The sequence below is a fragment of the Enterococcus sp. AAFC-DPL-5182 genome (assembly GCF_058216605.1).
This window is the reverse complement of the sequence record NZ_CM177101.1, coordinates 3,496,663-3,519,395: the sequence shown is the minus strand read 5'-3', so window position 1 is coordinate 3,519,395 and position 22,733 is coordinate 3,496,663. Positions and strand designations below refer to the sequence as shown.

The 22,733-nt window shown below is 35.9% G+C and carries 19 protein-coding genes and 1 pseudogene; 8 read left to right on the top strand and 12 right to left on the bottom strand.

The genetic code is table 11. The annotated features are described in order from the left end of the window. Window positions 1-12 precede the first annotated feature (12 nt). The 4 genes from AC4BB7_RS16520 to AC4BB7_RS16505 form a co-directional block, all read right to left on the bottom strand. Window positions 13-756, bottom strand: a complete 744-nt coding sequence (locus AC4BB7_RS16520; protein ID WP_490483777.1) for a class I SAM-dependent methyltransferase — start codon at window positions 754-756, stop codon at window positions 13-15. Window positions 757-865: 109 nt separating this feature from the next. Then, window positions 866-1,093: an ACT domain-containing protein gene (locus AC4BB7_RS16515; protein WP_490483776.1), complete on the bottom strand. Its 228-nt coding sequence runs from the start codon at window positions 1,091-1,093 to the stop codon at window positions 866-868. Window positions 1,094-1,238: 145 nt separating this feature from the next. Next, on the bottom strand, window positions 1,239-1,706 hold the full coding sequence (locus AC4BB7_RS16510) for a GNAT family N-acetyltransferase (protein WP_490483775.1): 468 nt from the start codon (window positions 1,704-1,706) through the stop codon (window positions 1,239-1,241). Between the two features lie 186 nt (window positions 1,707-1,892). After that, window positions 1,893-2,258 (bottom strand): hypothetical protein, encoded by a 366-nt coding sequence (locus AC4BB7_RS16505; protein WP_086314536.1) that lies wholly within the window; start codon window positions 2,256-2,258, stop codon window positions 1,893-1,895. Between the two features lie 242 nt (window positions 2,259-2,500). Between AC4BB7_RS16505 and AC4BB7_RS16500 the strand changes: the two genes are divergently transcribed. The 3 genes from AC4BB7_RS16500 (at window position 2,501) to AC4BB7_RS16490 (ending at window position 4,798) form a co-directional block, all read left to right on the top strand. After that, window positions 2,501-3,265: a C39 family peptidase gene (locus AC4BB7_RS16500; protein ID WP_086314535.1), complete on the top strand. Its 765-nt coding sequence runs from the start codon at window positions 2,501-2,503 to the stop codon at window positions 3,263-3,265. A gap of 145 nt (window positions 3,266-3,410) precedes the next feature. Further along, window positions 3,411-4,109, top strand: a complete 699-nt coding sequence (locus AC4BB7_RS16495; RefSeq protein WP_490483774.1) for a glucosamine-6-phosphate deaminase — start codon at window positions 3,411-3,413, stop codon at window positions 4,107-4,109. Between the two features lie 122 nt (window positions 4,110-4,231). Next, on the top strand, window positions 4,232-4,798 hold the full coding sequence (locus AC4BB7_RS16490; protein WP_490483773.1) for a DNA-3-methyladenine glycosylase I: 567 nt from the start codon (window positions 4,232-4,234) through the stop codon (window positions 4,796-4,798). A gap of 60 nt (window positions 4,799-4,858) precedes the next feature. Here AC4BB7_RS16490 and AC4BB7_RS16485 read toward each other — a convergent pair. Beyond that, window positions 4,859-5,349: pseudogene (locus AC4BB7_RS16485) on the bottom strand (DUF4865 family protein). 165 nt (window positions 5,350-5,514) lie between these two features. Between AC4BB7_RS16485 and AC4BB7_RS16480 the strand changes: the two are divergent. Beyond that, window positions 5,515-6,291, top strand: coding sequence for a LysR family transcriptional regulator (locus AC4BB7_RS16480; protein ID WP_490483772.1), 777 nt, complete (start codon window positions 5,515-5,517; stop codon window positions 6,289-6,291). Between the two features lie 16 nt (window positions 6,292-6,307). Beyond that, window positions 6,308-7,069 (top strand): MurR/RpiR family transcriptional regulator, encoded by a 762-nt coding sequence (locus AC4BB7_RS16475; RefSeq protein WP_490483771.1) that lies wholly within the window; start codon window positions 6,308-6,310, stop codon window positions 7,067-7,069. Window positions 7,070-7,190: 121 nt separating this feature from the next. Here the strand turns inward: AC4BB7_RS16475 and AC4BB7_RS16470 are convergent, their stop codons facing one another. Together AC4BB7_RS16470 and AC4BB7_RS16465 are read right to left on the bottom strand one after the other, a co-directional pair. After that, window positions 7,191-9,737, bottom strand: coding sequence for an LTA synthase family protein (locus AC4BB7_RS16470; protein WP_490483770.1), 2,547 nt, complete (start codon window positions 9,735-9,737; stop codon window positions 7,191-7,193). Window positions 9,738-10,545: 808 nt separating this feature from the next. Next, the gene (locus AC4BB7_RS16465) at window positions 10,546-12,009 is read right to left on the bottom strand and encodes an AcpB/EbpR/MafR family transcriptional regulator (protein ID WP_490483769.1); all 1,464 of its coding nucleotides are present in this window, start codon (window positions 12,007-12,009) and stop codon (window positions 10,546-10,548) included. Window positions 12,010-12,399: 390 nt separating this feature from the next. Here AC4BB7_RS16465 and AC4BB7_RS16460 point away from each other — a divergent pair, with 390 nt between their 5' ends. Further along, window positions 12,400-13,878 (top strand): lytic polysaccharide monooxygenase, encoded by a 1,479-nt coding sequence (locus AC4BB7_RS16460; protein WP_490483768.1) that lies wholly within the window; start codon window positions 12,400-12,402, stop codon window positions 13,876-13,878. 250 nt (window positions 13,879-14,128) lie between these two features. Here the strand turns inward: AC4BB7_RS16460 and AC4BB7_RS16455 are convergent, their stop codons facing one another. Then, complete coding sequence (locus tag AC4BB7_RS16455) at window positions 14,129-14,479, bottom strand: DUF4260 domain-containing protein (RefSeq protein ID WP_490483767.1); 351 nt, start codon at window positions 14,477-14,479, stop codon at window positions 14,129-14,131. Window positions 14,480-14,490: 11 nt separating this feature from the next. Then, the gene (locus AC4BB7_RS16450; RefSeq protein ID WP_490483766.1) at window positions 14,491-14,904 is read right to left on the bottom strand and encodes a MerR family transcriptional regulator; all 414 of its coding nucleotides are present in this window, start codon (window positions 14,902-14,904) and stop codon (window positions 14,491-14,493) included. A 148-nt stretch (window positions 14,905-15,052) separates the two neighbouring features. Between AC4BB7_RS16450 and AC4BB7_RS16445 the strand changes: the two genes are divergently transcribed. Beyond that, window positions 15,053-15,673, top strand: coding sequence for a GyrI-like domain-containing protein (locus tag AC4BB7_RS16445; protein WP_490483765.1), 621 nt, complete (start codon window positions 15,053-15,055; stop codon window positions 15,671-15,673). Between the two features lie 154 nt (window positions 15,674-15,827). Here the strand turns inward: AC4BB7_RS16445 and AC4BB7_RS16440 are convergent, their stop codons facing one another. The 3 genes from AC4BB7_RS16440 to AC4BB7_RS16430 all read right to left on the bottom strand — a co-directional run bounded on the left by AC4BB7_RS16440 (window position 15,828) and on the right by AC4BB7_RS16430 (window position 21,087). Continuing rightward, complete coding sequence (locus tag AC4BB7_RS16440; RefSeq protein ID WP_490483764.1) at window positions 15,828-17,501, bottom strand: glycoside hydrolase family 13 protein; 1,674 nt, start codon at window positions 17,499-17,501, stop codon at window positions 15,828-15,830. 159 nt (window positions 17,502-17,660) lie between these two features. Then, window positions 17,661-19,301: a glycoside hydrolase family 13 protein gene (locus tag AC4BB7_RS16435; protein WP_490483763.1), complete on the bottom strand. Its 1,641-nt coding sequence runs from the start codon at window positions 19,299-19,301 to the stop codon at window positions 17,661-17,663. After that, a complete protein-coding gene (locus tag AC4BB7_RS16430; RefSeq protein ID WP_490483762.1) occupies window positions 19,222-21,087 on the bottom strand; it encodes a glycoside hydrolase family 13 protein in 1,866 nt (621 codons plus the stop codon). The genes AC4BB7_RS16435 and AC4BB7_RS16430 overlap by 80 nt, the downstream gene beginning before the upstream one ends. A 374-nt stretch (window positions 21,088-21,461) precedes the next feature. Between AC4BB7_RS16430 and AC4BB7_RS16425 the strand changes: the two genes are divergently transcribed. Beyond that, window positions 21,462-22,697 (top strand): extracellular solute-binding protein, encoded by a 1,236-nt coding sequence (locus AC4BB7_RS16425; RefSeq protein WP_490483761.1) that lies wholly within the window; start codon window positions 21,462-21,464, stop codon window positions 22,695-22,697. Window positions 22,698-22,733 lie beyond the last annotated feature (36 nt).

The following is a 22,733-nucleotide window of genomic DNA, read 5'->3' as shown; positions in this document are numbered from 1 at the left end:
CTTTAAAGTTGCCTATTTTGATTCATTGCTTTTTTTAGCAGAAACTAGCAACATCATTGGTCTGCGAAGTTCTTGGCGCATCTCAGCGCTTACTTCCAACATCTCAGGAGCGGGCATTGGTTCCACTAAACGAGTAATTTGAAAGCCATTTGTTAACAATCCGTCTAAATAGCTAGTTAAGGTTTTGTGGTATTTCATCACCGTTTCCCCTAAGAAAGTTGTTTCGCGAATACTTTCATCAAAGTAACGGTCAACTGGCCAATAAATCGGCTCGCCTTTTTGATCATAGATCCAGTCTTCTGTTCCTTGTGCTGTAAAAATCGGATGCTCTGTTGAAAAGACAAAAACACCACCAGCATTTAAACAATGATTGACTTTTTTAGCAATTTCATCAAATGAAGGAACGTAATGAAGAGCTAAAGAACTGATTACGATATCAAAGGTTTCATCTAAGCCATCAATTTCTTCCATGCCCATTAAATGGTAACTGATTTTTGAAGAATTCGTCATTTCTTTGGCTTTCTCGATCATTTTTTCAGATAAATCGATTCCAACGACTTTTTCTGCACCATTTTCAACTGCATATCGGCAATGCCAACCGTAGCCACACCCAAGATCTAAAACAGTCTTTCCAGTGAAATCAGGCAGTAGCTTTTTTAACTCATGCCATTCGCCGGCTCCTTCCAGACCTTTTCTAGAACGATCCATTTGGCTATATGCTTCGAAAAAATTAGGATTATCGTATTCGTTTTTCATTATATATCTCCTTTTATCGAATTTCCTTTTGTCTCTTTTATTGTAGCAGATTGTCAGTAGAATACCCATAAAATAGCATGTAACAAGACTTAGAGAAAGGAGGGGAGATTTATTGAAAAGTATGCCCGTAATTACGTAATACCCTCACAGCGTTTTCTTTATCCTTGTTTTTTATCAGAAGATAGTCTGTATTGTAAGTGGACAAAGCAAAAATTGAAATCTGGTTTTCAGCTAGTGGATTGGCTAATTGACTTAAGATCCCAACTAAGGAAAAATCCAGTTCTCCGACGACTTGAATAATGATCCAATCGTTATCAAAGGAGCAATAATAGAACATTCATCTTTTGTGTAAGTAATGCTTTTAAAGGATTTTAGCTCATAAAAAGAAGTTGGGATTTCAGTGTGAGCAGGGAATTTCATAATGCTGTAGTTTTGTTTATCAAGTAATTTTAACTGCATTGAGCGGTCTCCTTTTCTTTTTTTTAAATAGGGATTTGTAAAAAAACTTGAGATCCATAAACGTGGGAGAGCTTATGGCCCGTATCTGTAAATCCTGCTTCCATACGTAAAGCTTGGGTAAATTCTTTGTCTTCGTTCACAATGATCGTAAGTTGATCGATAGTTGAAAAATGTTGGTGAACGAATGCTGGTAATAGCTGGACTGCTTGTTTGATATAGCCATTACGTAGATGCCGATAGTCTGTTGAAAGGTCTTGCACTAATAAGCAGTTTGGATTGTCAGAATAAGGACTACTGCCTTTTGCTTCAAAAAGGGTTAAGAAGGCCACTAAATGCTCACCTTCAAAAACAAGAACAGCATGACGTTGAGGGTCTTTTTTTATTAAAGAAAGGGCTATTTTAGGCTCGCGAACGTAGCGAAGTTTCCTTTCTGATAAGCAGTAATTATTAATAAGTGTTTGGTGTTTATCGTCATACATTGTCAGATACATGATTTTTCCTCCTGCCTCGCATGCTAATTTTCCTGATGAGACTATAATAATTCATTGATATTTATAGTATAGCTTGTTTGTGTGCTCTTGTGCAGGGGCTTTATAGTCTTTTTTGTGACATAAAAATAATAAATGAAAAAACAACCAGAGGATGAAACATAAACGTTTGCGCTCTGGTTGCTTTATTTATTTGATGAGGCGTTTGTCATTTTTAGATAAGGTACTTACTTTTTTTATATGTTCGACAGTAATCATACGGATTTGTTGATTGTCTTCTTGTAACCTTAACATAATCGAATCGCCTATGCTTTTAGAAACGATCCATCCAGAAACTGTTTCAAATTTTTGAGAAGTAGGCACTTCTTTTAATTGTAAAACAACTAAACTTTTTTGAGCAGAAGCAACTTGTAATTTCTTAAGAATTTCTTCACGCTCTTTATTTTTGCTCTGCTTATCTTTAGAGTCATCTAAAAATGCCGAAAAGAAACTTTGGGAAGATTGGCTGATCAATTTTGAAATGCTTTTCATTGTTGATTTATGGTTATTGTCCATTCTTCTACCTCCTTTACGAATTCACTACTACTATCAGACTCTGAACAATCAGATACTACTATTCTACCTAATAAAGGTAAATAATTCAAGAAAATATGTTCGTAATAATTTTGTGAATAATTATTCCTACTTGCTTTTTTTTCTAGATTCAGTAATATTAGAAGTACCGATTACTATCTATGTAACTCGTTTGGAAGTGAAATAAACAGCAAACACTTTCAACTTAAAAGAGGGAGATATTCATGAAACAAAAAAATACTGAAAAATCGAAATTGTATACCATAGCATTATTAGTAGTAACAGCATTCGCAGGAGCCGTTTTAGCTAAAATAGCACCTATGGAAGAAGGACACGGTTTTTCATCTCTATTCAGTGATGGCAAGGCTGACGAAGTGAAAATAACAGAAACAAGTGAAAGTAAAAAAGAACCAGAAAAAGTCAAAAAACTAACGTATACTGAACAAATCAATCAAGAGTTGAATCAAAGCAAATTTACGAACAGAATGCCAATCAATCTATTACTACAAACCGATGATAAATGGAAATCAACACCGTACGGTATGGGGAATCCTGATGGAGATACTTTAGAAATCAATGGATGTGCGATCCTTTCGTTGGCGATGGTATCCTCTTATTTAGATGGTAAGTCCTATACACCGCAGGATATTCTAAACTGGTCAAAAAATGATTACTTTGTAGAAGGGGAAGGGACTGCATGGTCTATATTCTCTGATTTTGCAACGGTCAAAGGCTATCAATTTCAAGATCTTGAAACAGATATCGCTTCAGTAGAGGAACACTTAAAACAAAAACATCCTGTGATTATCTCCGTAAATCCTGGTTTGTTTACAGAAACTGGGCATATTATGGTACTTAGTGGTACAAATAACGGGAAATTCTGGGTGAATGATCCGAATGATTCAGAAACAAAAGGCCATTCTAAAAAAGAATTTACGGCGGATGAGTTAATGAATGAAGCAGCCAACTTTTGGGTAATGTATAAATAAATGAGTGAAGCTGACCTTTATTTGAGGTCGGCTTTTTTTCATATTCAGAAAAAGAAAACGGTTTATTTATTTACTTTGACATATTGACATGGGATGGTTCCCACATTATACAATTGAGGTATAAAAAGGAAATGGAGTGAACCAAATGAAAATTATCATCGAAAAAAACTTTGAAGCAATGAGTGAAACAACTAAAAATATTTTATTAGGTCATATGAGTCAGGATAAACGCGTCAACTTATCGATTACGGCTGGCAATACTCCTGTTGAAGTTTATAAAAAAATGGTGGAAATCGTAAAAGATTCTCCAAACTATGCCAATGTTCATTATTATAATTTTGATGAAATCCCTGTAGAAAATCAAGCAGAAGGTGTAACAATTACTGATTTACGAAAATTGTACTTAACTCCTGCCAATATCAATGAAGAAAATATTCATCCATTGACAGTAGAAAATTATGCAGATCAAGATAAACGTTTAGCTATGGATGGCGGTCTAGATGCCATGTTGATTGGTTTAGGCGGAGATGGACACTTCTGTGGAAATATGCCGACGACAACAAGTTTTGAGAATTTGACTTATAAGATAAAAGTTTCTGGAGAAGAACCGTGGTTTGTACCTGACATGATGGAAAGAGGATTGGAATTTGTGACTATGGGGCCAGTTAGTGTGATGCGGGTAAAACACTTGATTTTGATCGTGAACGGTGAGAAAAAAGCAGAAATGGTTAAGAACGTGCTGCAAGGACCAGTTACAGAAGAATATCCAGCATCCGTTTTACAACTGCATCCTAATCTTACCGTCATTTTAGATGAAGAGGCAGCAAGTAAGTTAGATAGATAAATAGGCTGAAAAGTGGTTGGGATGTGACTCATAGAGTTATGCCCCAGTCATTTTTTTGTTCGGTTTACAAACGTACGTTCTCGTGTTATTCTTAAGTAAAATAAAACAGATCGGAGTAGGATATGGAGAGAATTCGATGCGATTGGGCCAGTAGCAATGAACTTGAAGCAAAATACCACGATGAAGAATGGGGAACGGCGGTACATGAGGATCAAAAGCTGTTTGAAATGCTGATCTTGGAAAGTATGCAAGCTGGATTGAGTTGGTCAACGATCCTTAAAAAGAGAGAAACGCTGACTCAAGCATACGATCAATTTGATTACGTGAAAATCGCAGAATATACACAAGAAAAAATTGATTCTTTACTAGAAGATCCAGGGATTATTAGAAATAAATTGAAAATCAATGCAACGATCAATAATGCAAAAGTCTTTATGGAAATTCAAGCGGAATATGGAAGTTTTGATCAATTTATTTGGCGTTATGTAGATGGAGAACCAATCAAGAATCATTGGGAAAATATCAAAGAGGTTCCAGCATCCACAGCGTTATCTGATAAAATCAGCAAAGATTTAAAGAAACGAGGATTTAAGTTTTTAGGTACAACGACTGTTTATGCTTTCATGCAAGCAACGGGCATGGTGGATGATCATCTAGTACATTGTTTTAAGAGACAAGGTATAAAGTAATAAGTTATCGCTCTCTAAGGAATAGCAATGCTTAGGGAGCGATTTTATTTTACCTACGTTTTAAGGTGCAGAAATATGAAGTATTTCATAAAGAGCAGCGTCATTTTGTACGGGCTTTTCAGCATAAAATCCAAATACGGCAGCCTGCCATTTGTCAGGATTATAAATAATCAACTTCCCTAAGCTATTTGCAGGTAAGGTTTCTTGAATTTTCAGTAGCTCTTTTGGGACATCGCACATAGATAATTGCTCATTGATAAGGGTATTTTTTTCTAGTAAGTAGCGCTTGTAAAACACTCTGGTTGATCTATTATTAAAGGAATACCTATTTGGATTGCTTGCCAGCCGAAATCGTTAATAATATTATCGTAGAATCCTTCAAAAATAAATTGATTCATTCCATTGGCACTCTTCCATGCATACAAAGGGGCATAAGAATTTGAAATTGCCCCTTGTACTTTTTCTGAAATAAGATAAGCTTTAAATAATAGATCATGGAAATTATCTGTTTTTGAACCATTTTTTTTGACTCGGTTTCTAATCAGTGTCATATCATAATCATCTGGTAAAGTAATTTTATATTGCATAGCGTTCATTTTAAATCAGCTCCTATTCTTGATAAACCCAGTATATTCTTTTTAAAAAGTGTTGCATAATACGAAAAAATGATATACGGTATCGGTAATTGTGATAGCAAGAAACGGATGGATGGTAAAATGGAATTGAATGATTTGAAGATTTTTCAATGTGTAATAAACGCAGGTTCTATGTCGGAAGCTGCCAGAATGATGGGATATGCTCAGTCCAATATAACTGAACGGATTAGATTATTAGAACAAGAATTGTCCGTTAGACTATTTGAAAGAACCAATCGAGGTGTTAGGTTGCTTCCAGAAGGTGAAAAATTATTAGAGTACGCAACGATAATTTTAGCTCAAGTTGAAGCAATCAAAATACATTACGAGAAAATGCCAATAAAAATCGGTTGTACGCAAACAATTGCTTCTAATTATTTTGAGTTATCCGATGTTATTGACTATCAACCTAAAATCGAGTTATTTATTGATACAATCGATCACTTAGAAGGAATGTACAAACGAAAAGAACTTGATATTTTGGTGATGAACAAAATGACTTCTTTTAGAAACAACCTTTTGCTTAATGAAGAGGTTGGCTGGCTGTCTGCAACAGGTGCACGCGATATTTACCTAATCAGCCGGGATAAAGAATGTCCATATAGAAAGATGATGCTATCTTTGATCAATCCGCAGACATGTAAAATTGTTGAAGTTGATTCTATTTACTTGATGATTGACCTGATTAAAAAAGGAGCAGGCCTATCGATTTTACCTAAGCGTTTCTTTCAAGAGAAACAGAATCAATCGTTGCTTTTCAAAAAAATAGAGCAGCAAGTTCCTATTTATATCGTTGGAAATGAATGGAATAGTCAGCAAGTTCGTTTATTTTTGGAGCATAGCAGCGGTTTGAGATAGAGAGGATTTGATTGTTGTGAATGATATTTATAAGGTTATCTATTCAAATTATGAAAAATTATCAGAAGCCGAACAGGAAGTCATTGATTTCATTTTAAAATTTGAAAATATAGAAACATTGAAATTAAAAGATATTAAAGATGAGCTCTATGTATCAAATGCTACCGTCATCAGAGCTTGTAAGAAATTGAACTATGCGACGTTTAATGAGTTGAAGAATGCATTTACGCTATCCAGAAAAGAAAAACAAAGTGGTCATTCAGCAGAAGTTGATTTCTTTCAGATAGTTAAAGGAATAAAAAAGGATCTGTTAACAACATTGAAGTTAGTGGATGAAGAGAATATCGAGCAAATATGTGATTGTTTGATTCAGGCAAGAAGAATTTTTTGTGTTGGAACTGGTTCGAGTTCTCAGGTGGCAGCTGAATTTAATCATAACTTAAACGTGTTGGATCTTTGGACTAGCGATTGTTCAGATGCATTTTCAACTGAACGCATACCGAATATTAGTACGGAGCAAGATGTAGTGATTGTTTTTTCTTTGAGCGGTGAAGTTGAGAGCGTCAACGAAATCTTGGTAAAAGTAAAGAGCCGTGGAACAATAATTATCGCGGTTACGAATATGTCATCTAATGAACTAAAATCAATCAGTAATCACTCTTTATTGATGTATAGCAGTCCTCGGGATCGAGCAAAACTTCGTTCGGGACTAATGTTACATGTGATGGGTGCCTTAATCTATGAAAAATTAATGATGAAAATGTCGACATTGGTGTAATAATTCTCACGTCGGATATCTTATTCTTTAAAGACTATGTACCTGAAATGATCTTTTCATTTAAAAAGACCTCCCCACAACGAAAGAATCGTTGCGGGGCGGTCTTTTTTATCGCGAAGGATCACTTTTCAACTTTTTGTTCAGCCCACTTTGCAGCGTACTGCTCTCCGGCCACTAAATCGTACTGAATATACTTATAATCATCTAGGATTACTTTCTGTTCTTTTGTCAGATCCTTTTCCAAAATTATTTTATTTTTGTCAGTAACAAAGACTTGCTTCCCGTTATAACGATTGGAAACACTTTCGACTGGATCGATAGTGGATGCGGGTAGTTTATTTGTTACTTGTGTTAATAATGCGTAGAAAGGAGTCACCTTTATATTTGCTTGCTCAAATGCCAATGCATTAAAGTTAAGAGGGGAAACAACTTTCTTGTTCAGTTTTTTTGTTTGCTCGCGGCTGAAAGCGTTGCTATAAATAAAGTAATCAGTTTCATGGTGCTCTAAACCGTATTTTTTCAGATCATTGCCACTATATATAGAAGGTAAGTGATCACCATAAAAGACAAAAGTAATTGGTTTTTGAATAGTATCTAGTTCTTCTAAAAAGTCTTTGATCGCTTCATCGGTATAGTGAAGACCCTGCATAAATGTCGATAATTCACCTTTTCTACTATCCAAAACAGCAGTTCCTTCCGCACTGTAATCCAGTTGGTCATAGTAATCATCATAAGGCATATGATTTTGCATGGTCGATAGTTGGATGAATTGAGTTGTTTCAGTATTACTTTTTAATACTTTTAACGTTTCTTTATATGCTGATTCATCAGAAATTCTCGGACTTCTACCGATTTTATCAGTATAGGTCAATTTGTTTGGGCTATCAATGTAGTAAAATTTGTCGAAACCGAATTTTTCAAAAACATCTTTTCTTTTATATAATGATGCGGTAAAAGGATGAATCGCAATTTTTTCATCAAATAAGTTTGTAATATTAGGACTTACTTTTTGAGCATCAACTAATTGGGTATAAGGTGTTACTAGAGAAGCGGATAAACTGCTGATGTCTAAGCTAGTCAACCCTTGCCATTCCATATTTGCAGTCCCACCGCCATAACCTACAGATAGCATGATGCCGCTAGTATTATTTGACATGACTTCTTTAATAGTTGGAATTGGCTCATTCAAGACTTTAAGATTAGGGATTCGAGCAGGATCACTAAAGCTTTCGCTTAAGTTTAAAATCAGAGTTTGGTTTTCTAACCAGTCATTTCTTGTTTGGTTGATTTTGTTTGCTTCTTTATCATATTTATTCATGATTTGTTCAATTTTATTCTTTGAATAATTTTCAGGTGTATTCATTATTTTTATATCGATATTGTTCAAAAATTGAATAATAGGGCCATTTTCTTTTACTGCAGAACCTTGCTGAATAAATGTTTTATTCACTCTAAAAAGGTTAAAAAGAAAATAAGAAGGCGATTTTTTATGATTGATAAAAAAGACTCCGGAAAATAGGATCAATAAAGTAGCAATCCAAATGACTCTTCTTTTCCAATTGATTCTAAGTGAATACTGACGTTGTAATTTCCTTTGAACTACAATACTGGAAACTGTCAAGAATAGTACTAAGACAATACCAACCCCAATCAAAATAGGGCTGACCATAGAAAGTAGTTCAGATATGCTGTTTAACATTTTTAAATCAGAAGGAAAAACAGGTTCTTCTCGTAAATTAACTTTGATAACACTAGAAACTGTCAGTAACAGATCAACAGTTAGGATTAAAGTGAAAACATACCAAAAACGATTGGTAAGTAATAGGAGTAATAAGAAAAAGCCCATGATAATCATCGTTGTTAAAAATAGAATAGATTGTCTTTGAGTAAATATTTTAAGAAAGACTTGGAAAGTCTGAGCCCAACCTTCTTTTTTCTCAAGTAGAAAGATTTGTAAGAATGTAAAGAAGTAAAAGAAAATACCTACATTAAAAATTGCTCTTCTTTTGTAAATCCACGACAATACAGACCGTATTTTCTGATAAAATTGAGCAGGTGAATCGACTATCAAATAACGATTCAGTTTTTTGAACGGTGCTGATTTTTGGAGTAATAGGCACACTATGGTCAAAATAATAGCTGAGATTAAATACAAACCTATAAATTGGAAGATATCTAAAAGCCAATTTTTGCCAGAGTCTGGAAAAGATTTCTTTTCAAACGTGGTAATTCGATAGGTCGTTAATGGCCAGTTCGTAAGAATTTGAGTGACGATTAGGTTAACGGCGACTAAAGAGCCAGTCACTTTGACTCCTAATTTTTGTGAAATCGACTCTGAAAAAGCAAATAAACTTAACGTATAATACAGCGAAAATAAAGAGAATGGGACAGAAAAACGATTTGCTGTAGAAGCATCTCCTCTAACGAACAATGAAATTTGTGTCATCAGTAAAATTAACCCAAAGAGAAGACCTAAACTAATGCATACGTGTAAGAACTTAAATTTGAATTTCTTGTCAAACTCTAGCTGTTTAAAAGCAAAGCCAACCAAGAATAGATAGAAGATCCAGACAATACTTTTTCCATCATGAAATCCCCAAAGGTCTTTACTAAATAAAGTAGGTAGAATGACGAAGCCAATCGTCAACCCCAAAATTATTTTTTTCAAAAGCTCCGTCGAGAATGACAAAAGCCAATTTACTAGTGTAGGAATACTACATAATAACAGTACGCAAGACACAGCATAGGTGAAATAGTTTTGACTAATCGGGAATAATATGATCCAGTAATGCCGAAGATTTAATGTTGAAGATTGAACATAAAAAAAGACATTGCTTGTCAGTGCGATCACTACATATAGCAGAAAAAAACCGCTCAGATAACTGAATATCTTTTTTCTGACTATTTTTTGATAGTGATAGCCCATGTATAAAGGAACAAGACCGAGACCAGCTACAGTTGCGACCTTCATAAAAGAATAAAGGTAAAACCTTCCAGGGTTTGTCGCATACTCAGGTATAGTGGTCGCAGAGAGTAATACTCTTTGTACGATCATGAGAAGACAAGCTATCAAAATTGTTAAATAGTCAAATTTTTGAGATTCATTTTTTTCCAAAAAAACACCTACTCTATAAATATTTAAAGATACTTATTCAGAGAATACTGAATAGATATCGCTAATCCAAATTTTATAGTACCGTAGAATACACTTGATTACAATCCTTCAAATGGGAAATGGACTAGATATATATTTATTTTAGATCAGAAAATAGATAATGCAGCCTGGAAACAGGTTTTAAAAGAATACTACTTACTATGATAATTTAGTTGTCTGTCCTAAAAAAGTGATTGAGCCGTAACTCTTCGAGTCACATCTCAATCACTTGGAATCCATATAAACGTTGAAAACAGAAGCATGTATATGGAAATGACTTCTGTTCCAACATTGTTTAAGCTACTTATTATAGAAAGAGAAATTATTTCTTATCAAAATAATCTTCATAAACCAACATCAACTTATCAAAACTCTTAGCATCAGGGATTAAAGGGATGACAATGATTGGAATATTATTGATATAGATTTCAGGAATATTCGTAATGATGCAATCATATTGAGAAGATTCTTTTTCAAGTTCTTCTAATGAAGTGACTTGCAATGGTGTACAAGAGAAACGACCACGCAAATAGTAAGTGATTCTTTCTGAGAGCATATTCATATAGTCTCTTCCTGAGTTGAATAAAAGACACGCCTTCATCGTTGGTGTGGAATACTCTAAGCGGTCTAGTAAGTTTGGCCATTTGGTAAACAATATAGAGATGGCTTCATAAATCATATACTCTTTATATGGATTTGAATAAAAAATTGCTTGCAAAGAGTGAATCAATTCCATTGGGAAATGACCGTATAAGTTTTTGATACTTGTCAAAAACTCTTTGTTTTTATTGTGTAAAATATATGTTCTTCCGTGAATTTGACAGTCTAAATTGTAGAGACTCATAAAAATATCATCAAAATTATCACATTTACAGCCCATCTTTTTCTCGATTTCTTGTAAGAGGTTTTCGATTTTTTGATATTTTAGAAAAGCATTGCGATCAACTTTAATCAGTTCACGTGCAGTATCAAGTGAGTCAACATATTGATCACTAAAAAATAAGTAGAAAAAAGTATTTAAATTGACAGGAGATAAAGGTAAATGGAATTGGCTATAAAACTCATCACAAGCATATGTATCATTAAGAATTGAAAATTCTTTTTCTGGCAGATCGTGAAGTTGATTTTCACTATTATGTTTCAATAAGTTGATAATTGTGTAAGTGTAAAAACGTAGGCGATTTAATAGAGAAAAGTCTAAGTTATACGATGGCTCATTTGGAACTGCTTGCTTCACGATTTGGAGACCAACCTGATCTAAAATTGGCAACTGAGCAGGAGTCAACAGACTTTCGGCAACACCGTACTTCTCATAAAAATAATGTTGCATAAAATTACAAATGCTATGTGGATCGCCAACAAGTTGCATTTTTTTCAAGTTGATCGTGAAACCTTCAATTTGAAGTAATTGATTAACTCGGAGAACAATCCGCTTGATTGTTGAGACGCTAGTATAAAGATCGTCTGCTAAATCAACAATGGTAGAAAAATTATGTAAGAAAATCTTTTCGATCAGTTGAAATTCAACACTATTTTTGATGAATTTCTGGTAGATACTTGTTTTACAGAAGCCAAAATTTGTTGCAAGTCGAATGCCATATTTTTTTGAGGATTCGATCGTAGCGGGAGCTAGTAATGTTTCCAGTTCAATAATATCTGATTTTAATGTTTTAACAGGAGCATTTAATGTTTCTGATGCGGTGGTAAAGGTGACCCAATCGTTGTCGGCCAATAGTTCCATTAGCTCTAACTGACGTTTGGATCGTGAGGAGAGGATTTCTTTCATAGTATCAACACTTTCTTTTTTTATGTTATTTTTTAAATTTGTTCAGAATGTAATGAAATAAAGTTCAATACATTGCTTATTTTAACTTGAAACGATCCGTTTTGTCTATATAACAGTAAATAATAATAGATGTTTTTTTACAATAATTTAAATTATATAGGTCAATTTTCTCTTTTTAATAGAAAAATATGACCTTTAAACGATGGTTTTTTTTATAACATTTGTGATTTTTACTGTATTTTGTTTAATCTTTATTTTTATTTTCAAACAATAATCTAAATGAATCAAGTATTCCTTTTTTGTGACTATTAATGACCCTTTTTTTTCTTACATAACGTTTAAACTAATGTTAAGCCAGTCGAAGGCGAAACAATGAATGGAGGACAATTTATGAAGAAACAGTTATTAGGACTAGCATTGATGTCAACAATTATTTTAGGCGGAGCGGGTTTGTTACATGCAGACGAAGCAGATGCCCATGGATATGTAGAAAAACCAGCGGCTCGTGGTTATCAAGGGTCACTAGATAAAAATACAATTGGTTGGGGACCAGCGTTAGAGAAATACGGAATGGTTATTACGAATCCACAATCTCTAGAATACGATAAAGGATTTCCACAAGCAGGACCAGCAGATGGTCGTATTGCTTCTGCCCAAGGTGGTAAAGGTCAAATTACTGATTTTGTAATGGACAGCACTGGTGCAAACCGTTGGACGAAACAAGATATTAATACTGGATTAAATACGTTCACTTGGAAATATACAGCACCTCACAGCACAACTAAATGGCACTACTATATGACAAAAGTTGGTTGGAATCCAGAAAAACCATTAGCAAGAGCTGATTTTGATTTTCTTGGTGAAGTGAAACATGATGGTTCAGCTGCTTCAAATAATAAATCACATCAAATCGTTGTTCCGGAAAATCGTTCAGGTTACCATGTAATCTTAGCAGTTTGGGATGTAGCTGATACAGCGAACGCATTTTATAACGTAATTGATGTAAATGTAAAAGGTAAAGGTGAAATCGTTCCTCCAGTTGAAGAAGCACCAGCTAAACCAACAAATGTAAAAACATCAGAAGTAACAACTTCTTCTCTTAAATTAACTTGGGATAAAGTGGCTAATGCAAAAGAATACAATGTTTACCGTGACGGTAAAAAAGTTGCTACAATTGGCGGCACTCAATTTAATGATGCGAACTTAGCAGAAAACACAACGTATTCTTATCAAGTAGAAGCAGTTGGAACAAACGGCAAAATCTCTGAAAAGAGTGCAGCGGTGAAGGCAACAACGCAATCATCAGCAGTAGAAGACAATCAAAAACCAACAGCACCAACAAATGTTCACTCAATGGGAACTACAGAAAACTCAGTAGATTTAATGTGGACAAAATCCACACATTTCTTAGGTGTTAAAAGCTATGAAGTTTACCGTGATGGTAAAAAAGTTGCTACAACAGAAAAAACAAGTTTCAAAGATACTGGTCTAAAAGCCAACACAACATACAAATACACAGTCAAAGCAATTAGCGTTGGCGGCAATGTATCTGAAACAAGTGCAGCATTTTCAGTGAAAACAAAAGAAGCGCCAAGCGGACAATCTACATGGGTTGCTGATAAAGTGTATAACACTGGGGATAAAGTTCTCTTTGATGACTTAGAATACGAAGCAAAATGGTGGACTAAAGGCGACCGTCCAGATAAAGCGGATGCTTGGAAATTGCTTTCAGATAAAGTGATGAACTGGGAAACAAGCAAAGCATATAGTGGCGGAGATGAAGTAACATTCCAAGGTAAAACATACAAAGCCAAATGGTGGACACAAGGAAACCAACCTGGAACTTCACCAGTATGGGAATTAGTTTAATTGTAAATAATACCTGTATGACATAGTAATAAACAAACAATCATCACGACATAGCACTAACAAAGGAAGCCTGACTAAATGTGTAAGCATTTAATCAGGCTTCCTTTGTTTTACTTATATAAAAAGGGTGAAAGTCAGTGTCAATATAAGCACGCAGAGTAAATGACAGCCTTCGTAAATTTTAGTGAAAGGACAGCTCTATTGAGTATCCTTTACAATTGACGGTGTCAGATTTACCAAGCTCTTTCAATTACAGATTTTGAATATGTGTATGTTTAAATTCATCTGAGTATTTCAGACCATATCCTAATGTCCGATCCATGAAAATATGTGCAGACCAAACGATGGCGATCGGCAATAAAAGCGCGATGTGAGTGAAGAGATAAATGAAAATCAGTATTATCGGGAAAACTAAATTATGGGCTAGGTTGTATATCGTTGCGCCAAGAGCTGGATTTTTCAAATAGCCAATCATTGAAATATCAGGTGATAAAAGAAAGAGAAAAAAATATAAAATGGGGTAATCCAGATAGATAAAAAGTGTCAGGGCTAAAAGAAAGAGGGCACTGTTTTCTAGTTGTAAAATGGTTTTGTTGCTCATGTTTTTTCCTCCTATAGTCCGTAGTAAGAGAGTTGATCGATCAAAATAGATAATTCAGTTTGATTTTCTGCGTAGTTATTATGTTCGATTGTTGTTTTTAATTTAAGTAATAATTGATAAGCTGTTTCATAAAAAGTAATTTTTTGTTTGATATAGTCGATTTTGTTGGTTAAAAATTCAGTGGAGTCATTATTGCATTTGATAGAAATTGGCTGCCTTTTTAATTCGAGTAAATAATGGATTTCTTTGATTGAAAAATCTAATTCTTTTAAGGCCAAGATGATTTTTAAATCGTACATGTCCGTTTCTGTATAGATGCGATAACCATTAGCCTGTCTTTTAGGTTGAAGTAAGCCAGCTTTTTCGTAAAAGCGAACTGCATCAGTAGATAGATTAAATTGTTGAGCAAATGCGGTAATATTCATTAGATAGCCCTCCTTTAGAACAAGTGTAACATTGGATATAACTCCATGGTCAAGAGGAAAGAACGATGGATGATTTGTGTGAAACATTGTATTATAATTAAAAGAAGAGCTACTTATTAGAAATATAAGCAGAATAGGAGATGATCAAATGAAATTTGAATGGCGCAAACAAGAAAAAAATCTTTATTTACCCAAAACAAATCCAGTTGAACTGACTGTACCGAAGCAGAAATTTTACACGATATCAGGACAAGGAGACCCAAACGGTGTTCAATTTGGGGAAGAGACAGCGGCTTTATATGGAATGTCGTATGGGATTAGGATGATGCCTAAAAATGGTGTTACCCCCGATGGCTATTTTGAGTATACAGTTTATCCGCTGGAAGGGATTTGGACATTGTCAGATGAAGCAATAGCGGATGGTAGGGCGTTTGATAAGGCAGATTTGGTCTATAAAATAATGATTCGTCAGCCTGATTTCGTCACTGAAGAATTAGCATTAGCGAATATGGATCAGGTCAATAAAAAGAAACCCAATCCGAATAACTCCAATGTGAAGTTTGAAACGATTGAGGATGGGAAATGTGTACAAATGCTGCATCTAGGTTCTTATGATGATGAATTTAAAACATTTGAAGTGATGGATTCGTATTGCGAAGAACATCAGTTGAAGAGAACAACCTTAGCTCATAAAGAAATTTATCTTTCTGATCCTAGAAAAGTTGCACCAGAAAAAATGAAGACGGTATTGCGTTATTTTGTTGAATAGAAAACCAAAAATGGTTTAAGTTTGGATAGCTGAATGTTAAGGGACTGAGAAATGACTCTTCGAGTTATACATCAGTCCCTTAACAAGTGAATAAGTACTTTTGTTCTATCCTGTTTTTGAAAAATTGCTGAAGAGTTTGACTTTTTTAGTTCACTTAAACTAGTTTTTCTCGATAAACATGAGCTTCATAATCAGAAAGAGTCATTTGTTGGTTTAATGGGTTAATGTTTGCAGTAGTTAGTAGTTCTTCCCACTCAGAATAATTCCAAGAGGCAGGGAAGGAGACGGATGTTGCTTTTCGGTCTAGTTGAACCAAAACAAGCCAACGTTCTGTATCGGTTGTGCGTGTATAACAAAAAACGGTTGGATGTTCAGGTAAAAGTAATTCAAATGTGCCGTGAATAAGAGCATCTGTTTGTTTTTTCAAACGAATCAAGGTTTGATAATGATGGAAAATACTACTGTTTTCCATCTCTTTCTGTGCAGCATTGATAATTCGGTAATTTTCATTGACTTTCAACCAAGGCTCAGTTGTTGAAAAACCTCCGTGTGAGGCGTTCTCCCATTGAAAAGGGGTGCGCCCGTGATCTCTGGACCAATTTACTGCGATTTTTAAAGCTTCGTTGGTCATCTTTCCTTGCGCTAATAGTGTTTGGTAAAAATGGATCGTATCAGCGGCGTTGATTTCTTCTATCGAACGAAACGGATAATTAGTCATTCCGACTTCTTGACCTTGATAAATAAAGGGTGTTCCTTTTAGTAATAGTAAGACAGTAGCCAAGGCTTTAGCAGCTTCAGGTGAATCATCTCCATAAACTGATACGCTGCGTGGGGTGTCGTGGTTTTCTAAATAGAGAGCATTCCAACCGTTGTGTTCAAGACTTGTTTGCCACTCATTTAAAGACTGTTTTAAATGCGGGATAGAACCTTTTTGGCTGCCTAACTCACCAATGCGCTGGCAATGCTCTAGTTCGAAAATCATATTGAAATAACCATGGTCACCCGTCCATGCATCCGCTTCATGATGGGGTACGCCGCTAGCTTCACCGACAGTCAGGATGTTGTATTCGTTAAAAATAGCCCTTAATTCTTTTAGATATAGTTCGATACCAGCAACATTCATAAATGGAGCCCACTGATTATCTGTAATTTTAAAATCCCAAGGTTCTTTTTGGATGTGACTGATCGCATCAATGCGGAAACCGTCGATCCCAAGATCAAGCCACCAACGGATCATTTGATAAATTTCATGACGGACATTTGAGTTTTTCCAATTAAGATCAGGTTGTTCCTTAGCGAAGACATGAAAGTAGGATTGCTCTGTTGTTTCATCGTATGTCCAAGTAGAACCGCCAAAAAAAGATTGCCAATTGTTAGGTGGTACTTCGTTTGTTGCGTCAGCCCAATGGTAATAGTCGCGATAGGGATTATCTAATGATTTTTTTGATTCGATAAACCAAGGGTGTTGATCGCTAGTGTGGTTGACGACTAAATCCATGATGATTTTTAGCTCCAGTTCATGGGCTTCTTTGAGTAAAGCTTGAAAATCATCCATTGTGCCGAAATCCTCATGAATAGCCTGATAATCAGAAATATCGTAGCCGTTGTCTACGTTAGGAGAGGCGTAGATAGGGTTGATCCAAATGAAATCAATGCCTAGTTCTTTTAAGTAAGGTAATTTTTGACGGATACCATTTAAATCGCCGATACCATCGTGATTACTGTCCTTAAAACTGCGAGGATAAATCTGATACCCCACAGCCTCTTTCCACCAACTATTTTTTTCTGTTTTCTTCTTTTGTTTTGTTTGAACAGCTAAATCAGCCATATGCATCTCCTCCAGAATTTAAAGTGTAACAGGATCGTTCAGTGCCGACGGTAAAATAGGGAAGTAGAAGAATGACGTTAGTTGCCACTCTTCTACTTCGGCATTTTCGCGAGAAGTTAGTGTGTGAAATTAAATAGATTTAAAGTGTACTAGTTTACTTTATCTGGATAGACAGACTACGAACGCCTCGTACGGTTCTAAGATTCTGTCAGAAAGATCGAAGTACTTTTTTTCTGTATTTGCGATAATTGTTTTAGTAGTGGTTTTCTCCAATGAAAATGGCTGTTCTTGATTTGAAAAATTACAAACGATCAGCCAAGTTTCACCTTGATAATGACGGTAATAAGCAAATACTGTTTCTGGCGTATTTGTTAGTAACTCAAAGCTGCCCCAGATGATCAAAGGATAGTTTTTGCGAAGTTCAATCAGTTTTTGATACGTATAGAAGATTGAATTTTTATCAGCAAGAGCATTGGCAACGTTGATGTCATGATAATTATCTTGAACTGCTAACCAAGGTTTACCTGTTGTGAAGCCAGCATTTTCAGTGTTATCCCATTGCATAGGGGTGCGTGCATTGTCACGCCCTTTCGCATTGATAGACGCGAAGATTTCTGTTTTAGTGTATCCTTTGCTGATTCGATCTATATACATATTCTTACTTTCGATATCTTCGACTTCTGTGATATCCTGAATCACACGATTGGTCATCCCGATTTCTTCGCCTTGATAAATGTATGGCGTCCCTTTTAGCATATGCAGTAAAATTGCGAGCATTTTAGCACTTTGAATACGGTAGGTACTATCATTGCCCCACCTTGAAACAATGCGAGGTAAGTCGTGATTATTCCAAAATAGTGAATTCCAACCTTGGTCATCAAGTTCAGTTTGCCATTTTGAAAAGACTTTTTTTAGTTCGGCTATTTGTAAAGGACGTAGATCCCATTTGCTTTTTCCTGGTTGCTCATCTAAGCCGACATGCTCAAATTGAAAGACCATTGAAAGTTCATTTCTTTTAGGATCAGAGTATAATTTAGCGATTTCTGGTGTAGCGCCCCAAGTTTCTCCGACAGTCAGTAGGTCTTTGCCGCCGAAAGTTTTGGCATTCATTTCTTGGAGATAATCGTGCAGTTTCGGTCCGTTACCAGTGATTTTTTGATCTGGAATTTTCCCAACAAGGTCGATGACGTCCATTCGGAACCCGCCGATTCCTTTGTCGATCCAAAAGTTCATCATATTGTAAATTGCATTCCGCACGTCAGGATTTTCCCAATTCAAATCAGGTTGTTTTTGGCTGAACAAATGCAGGTAATATTCGCCGCTAGACTCATCGAATTGCCATGCAGAGCCTAGAAATGTTGATTCCAAATCGTTCGGCTTTTCCCCGTCAAGACCTTTACGCCACACGTAGAAATCACGATAAGGATTATCTTTAGATGAACGAGATTCAATAAACCATGGATGTTCATCACTAGTGTGATTGACCACGAGATCCATAATGATTTTTATCTCTCTTTGTTGCGCTTCGTGGATCAGTTGTTCCATATCAGCCATCGTGCCGAATTCTGCCATGATTTGTTCGTAGTCGCTAATATCATAGCCGTTGTCGTCGTTTGGTGAACGGTAGACCGGGCTAAGCCAAATGGCGCTAATTCCTAATTTCTTCAAATAGTCCAAACGTTGGATGATTCCAGTGAGGTCACCGATTCCGTCGCCGTTGCTATCTTGAAAGCTCCGTGGATAAACTTGATATACGACGGCTTCCTGCCACCAGTGCTTGTTTGTTTTTAGATGATTCATTTTGCTCAATCCTTTCCATCGTGTCTACTGATACGGCAAAACCGTAAGGCGCTAGTTCAATGATATTTTTATCTAATGATTGCATTTGTGTAGAGAATAAAACATGTTCTTTTTCAATATAAACAGGTGCTTGTCCAGTGTTAAAAATGCTGCGAATCATTGTTCCTTCATATTCGTAGGCAAAATCGATAATTCCTGTTTGCTCGTCGATTTCCTGCCAACGTAGTTTGCCTTCTGATAGGAGTGGTTGATGTTCTTTTCTAAAGGCAATCAACGATTTGACGAATGTATACATATCTAAATCTTGTTTGTTTGAGTCCCAAATCATACATTTACGGCAATCTGGATCACCAGCGCCATCCATGGCGTATTCGTCACCATAATAAAGACACGGCACGCCTTTTTGCAAGTAAGTAAATGCGAGAACTTGCTTCATAAGCGCTTTGTTATTTTGGGCGATCGTCAACAAACGTGGTGTATCGTGTGAATCTAGTACGTTAAACATGATTTGGTTGGTTTGCTCGCGATAAAGCATTAATTGGTGATTTAGTTCAGAAACCAATTTGCTCAATGGAATCGTTTGATAGACAAAGTAAGAAAGAATTGCGTCTGTAAAAGCGTAATTCATGACACCGTGAAATTCATCTCCTTGCAGCCAAGCTTGAGAAGAATGCCAAATTTCCCCTAAAATATAAATATCTGGTTTGGCCTCTGTACAAACATCATGGAATTTACGCCAAAAGCGATGATCTACTTCGTTGGCCACATCTAATCGCCATGCATCGATATCAAATTCTGTGATCCAGTAACGAGCAATCTCCAATAAATAGTCTTGCACTTCTTTATTTGCTGTATTTAATTTCGGCATATGTGGTGTAAAGGCAAACGTATCATAGGTAATATCCTCTGAGAATTCAAAATTGTCGGTTGGTGTGTAAGCAACTGGGAATTTATGAATATGGAACCAACTAGCATAAGCAGATTTTTCCCCGTTTTTGATTACATCTTGCCACTGAGGTGAGAAGTCGCCCATATGATTGAAGACAGCATCAAGCATGACGCGAATCCCGCGCTTATGACATTCTTCTACCACTTTTTTAAAGAGTTCTTTATCTCCAAACGCAGAGTCGATTTCAAAGTAATCGATCGTATCGTATTTATGATTGCTGGCTGCTTGGAATAATGGGCAGAAGTAAATACCGTTGATGCCAAGATCCGCCAAATGATCCAAATGATCTAAGACTCCTTGCAAGTCGCCGCCAAAAAAGTCATCGCGTCCAGGATGTTCTTTGCTTCCCCAAGGTAAAGTCCCTTTGGGGTCGTTTGTTGTATCCCCGTTAGCAAAACGCTCAGGGAAAATTTGGTACCAAATCGTTTCTTTCACCCATTGAGGCGCTTTAAACCGGTCTGTTTCGTGGAAATAAGGTAATTTAAAATAATTAGCCGCTGTTTTTAAAGTGGATTCTTGATAAGGAAAGAATCCGTGGTCACCGTAAAATAGAATAGTTCCGTCCATGCCTTCTATCTTGAATGCGTAACTTAGACGTTTAAAAGGAGCAGAGGTTTCCGTCGTCCAGTAATCGTGGGTCGCAGTAGATAAGTATTTTTCCATTGGAACGGTTACGTTGAACCATTCGCTATGCTCAAGTTGGTATGGATCGCCGTTTAATAATTCAACACTCTTGATATCTCCTCTACCTGTTCTTAATCGGATGTGCATCTTGTCTGATGTGTATAGATAAGCGAATTCGCTTTCTGGTTGGTGGTGGATTGCTGCAGTATTCATCTAATTTGTCCCCCTGTAATCGACTCAGTATTTTTTCTAGTCACATATTTCTAAAAACCACCCATATTATGCCATATAAGAAAAACGTTTTCAATCTATTTTTCGCAATCGATTGCATTTTGTTTTGTTGTAGTGATTATTTACTTGATAATAAAGGAGAAATCTGTAAAATGGCTAATTTACGTCATGATAAAATTATAATCATTGGTTAATAGGCTGTTTTTTTAAAACTCGGAATAGATGTCTTATAGTTGGAATTTGTTCGAGGGATGAAATTTTTTTCAAAATCTTTATATTTCTCTTGACATTTTACGCAAACGATTGCACAATGTAGGAGAATAGAACAGCAAAATAATTCCTAGGAGGAACAAAAGATGAAAAGAAACATGAAAAAGCTTTTGACATTAGGGGTAACAATGACAGCGGCGGCATTTGCGCTTGCGGCTTGTGGCGGAGGTTCATCAGATAAAAAAGCTTCTGATGGAAATGAAAACGCTTCTATAAAGTTGTGGGTGGATGTAGCGTTTGTAGATACGTATAAACCGTTAGTGGAACAATTTGAAAAAGAACACAAAGATTGGAAAGTTACGATCAAGCCAAGTGAGTCTGCTACAGCCCAAGAAAATCTAAAAAAAGATCCTAGTGCCGCAGCAGATGTTTTCATGATGCCTCATGATCAGTTAGGTCAAATGGTGGATGCTGGAATTATTTATGCGAATACGAAATACGAAGATAGCATTAAAGAAAATAGTACTGAAAGTGCTGTAGAAGCTGCAACTTATGATGGTAAATTATACGGTTACCCATATGGTGTTGAATCACAAATTTTATATTATAACAAAGAAAAGTTAGCTGAAGGCGATGTGAAGAGTTGGGAAACGTTGACGGCTAAAGGAAAATTAGGTGCGAACTTTGGAGAAGCTGGCGCAAACTATATTTTCACACCATTATTCATGTCAAATGGCGATGAATTATATGGTAAAAACGGTGAAGATATCAAAGGAACGAATTTTAACAATGATAAAGGTGTACAAGTCTTAAAATGGATTCGCGCTCAAAAAGATAACGCTGGTGTCGTTCAATCGAATGCGGATGCACTTTCTAACTTAGGCAATGGTAAAATCGATGCTTTCTTATCTGGTCCGTGGTCTAAACTAGATGTAGAAAAAGCGTTAGGTGATAAGTTTGCAGTAGCGCCATACCCAACAGTTGATTTAGGCAATGGCGAAGTACAGCAAAAAGCATTTTTAGGCGTGAAATTATTCGGAGTGAATGCTTCAACTAAAAGTCCAGTAGCAGCAATGGCTTTGGCTGATTTCTTAACAAATAAGGAAAATCAATTAACTGTTTTTGAAAAAAATGGAACAGTGCCAGCAAATAAAGAGGCACAAGCGGATGGTAAAGTGACATCTGATAAAGTAGCAGAAGCGGTCATGACAATGAGTGATGCTGATCATTCGGTTGTAATGCCGAAACTTCCAGCGATGGTTTCTTTCTGGGGACCAGCTGATGCGGTAATCAATGATACCTATAATGGCAAAATCGCTGAAGATCAATACTTACCAAAATTGGATAAATTAGTTCAAGATACTAGTAAATCCGATAAATAATCGATAAATTGCAGCAAAAAATAGAGGCTGAGTAGT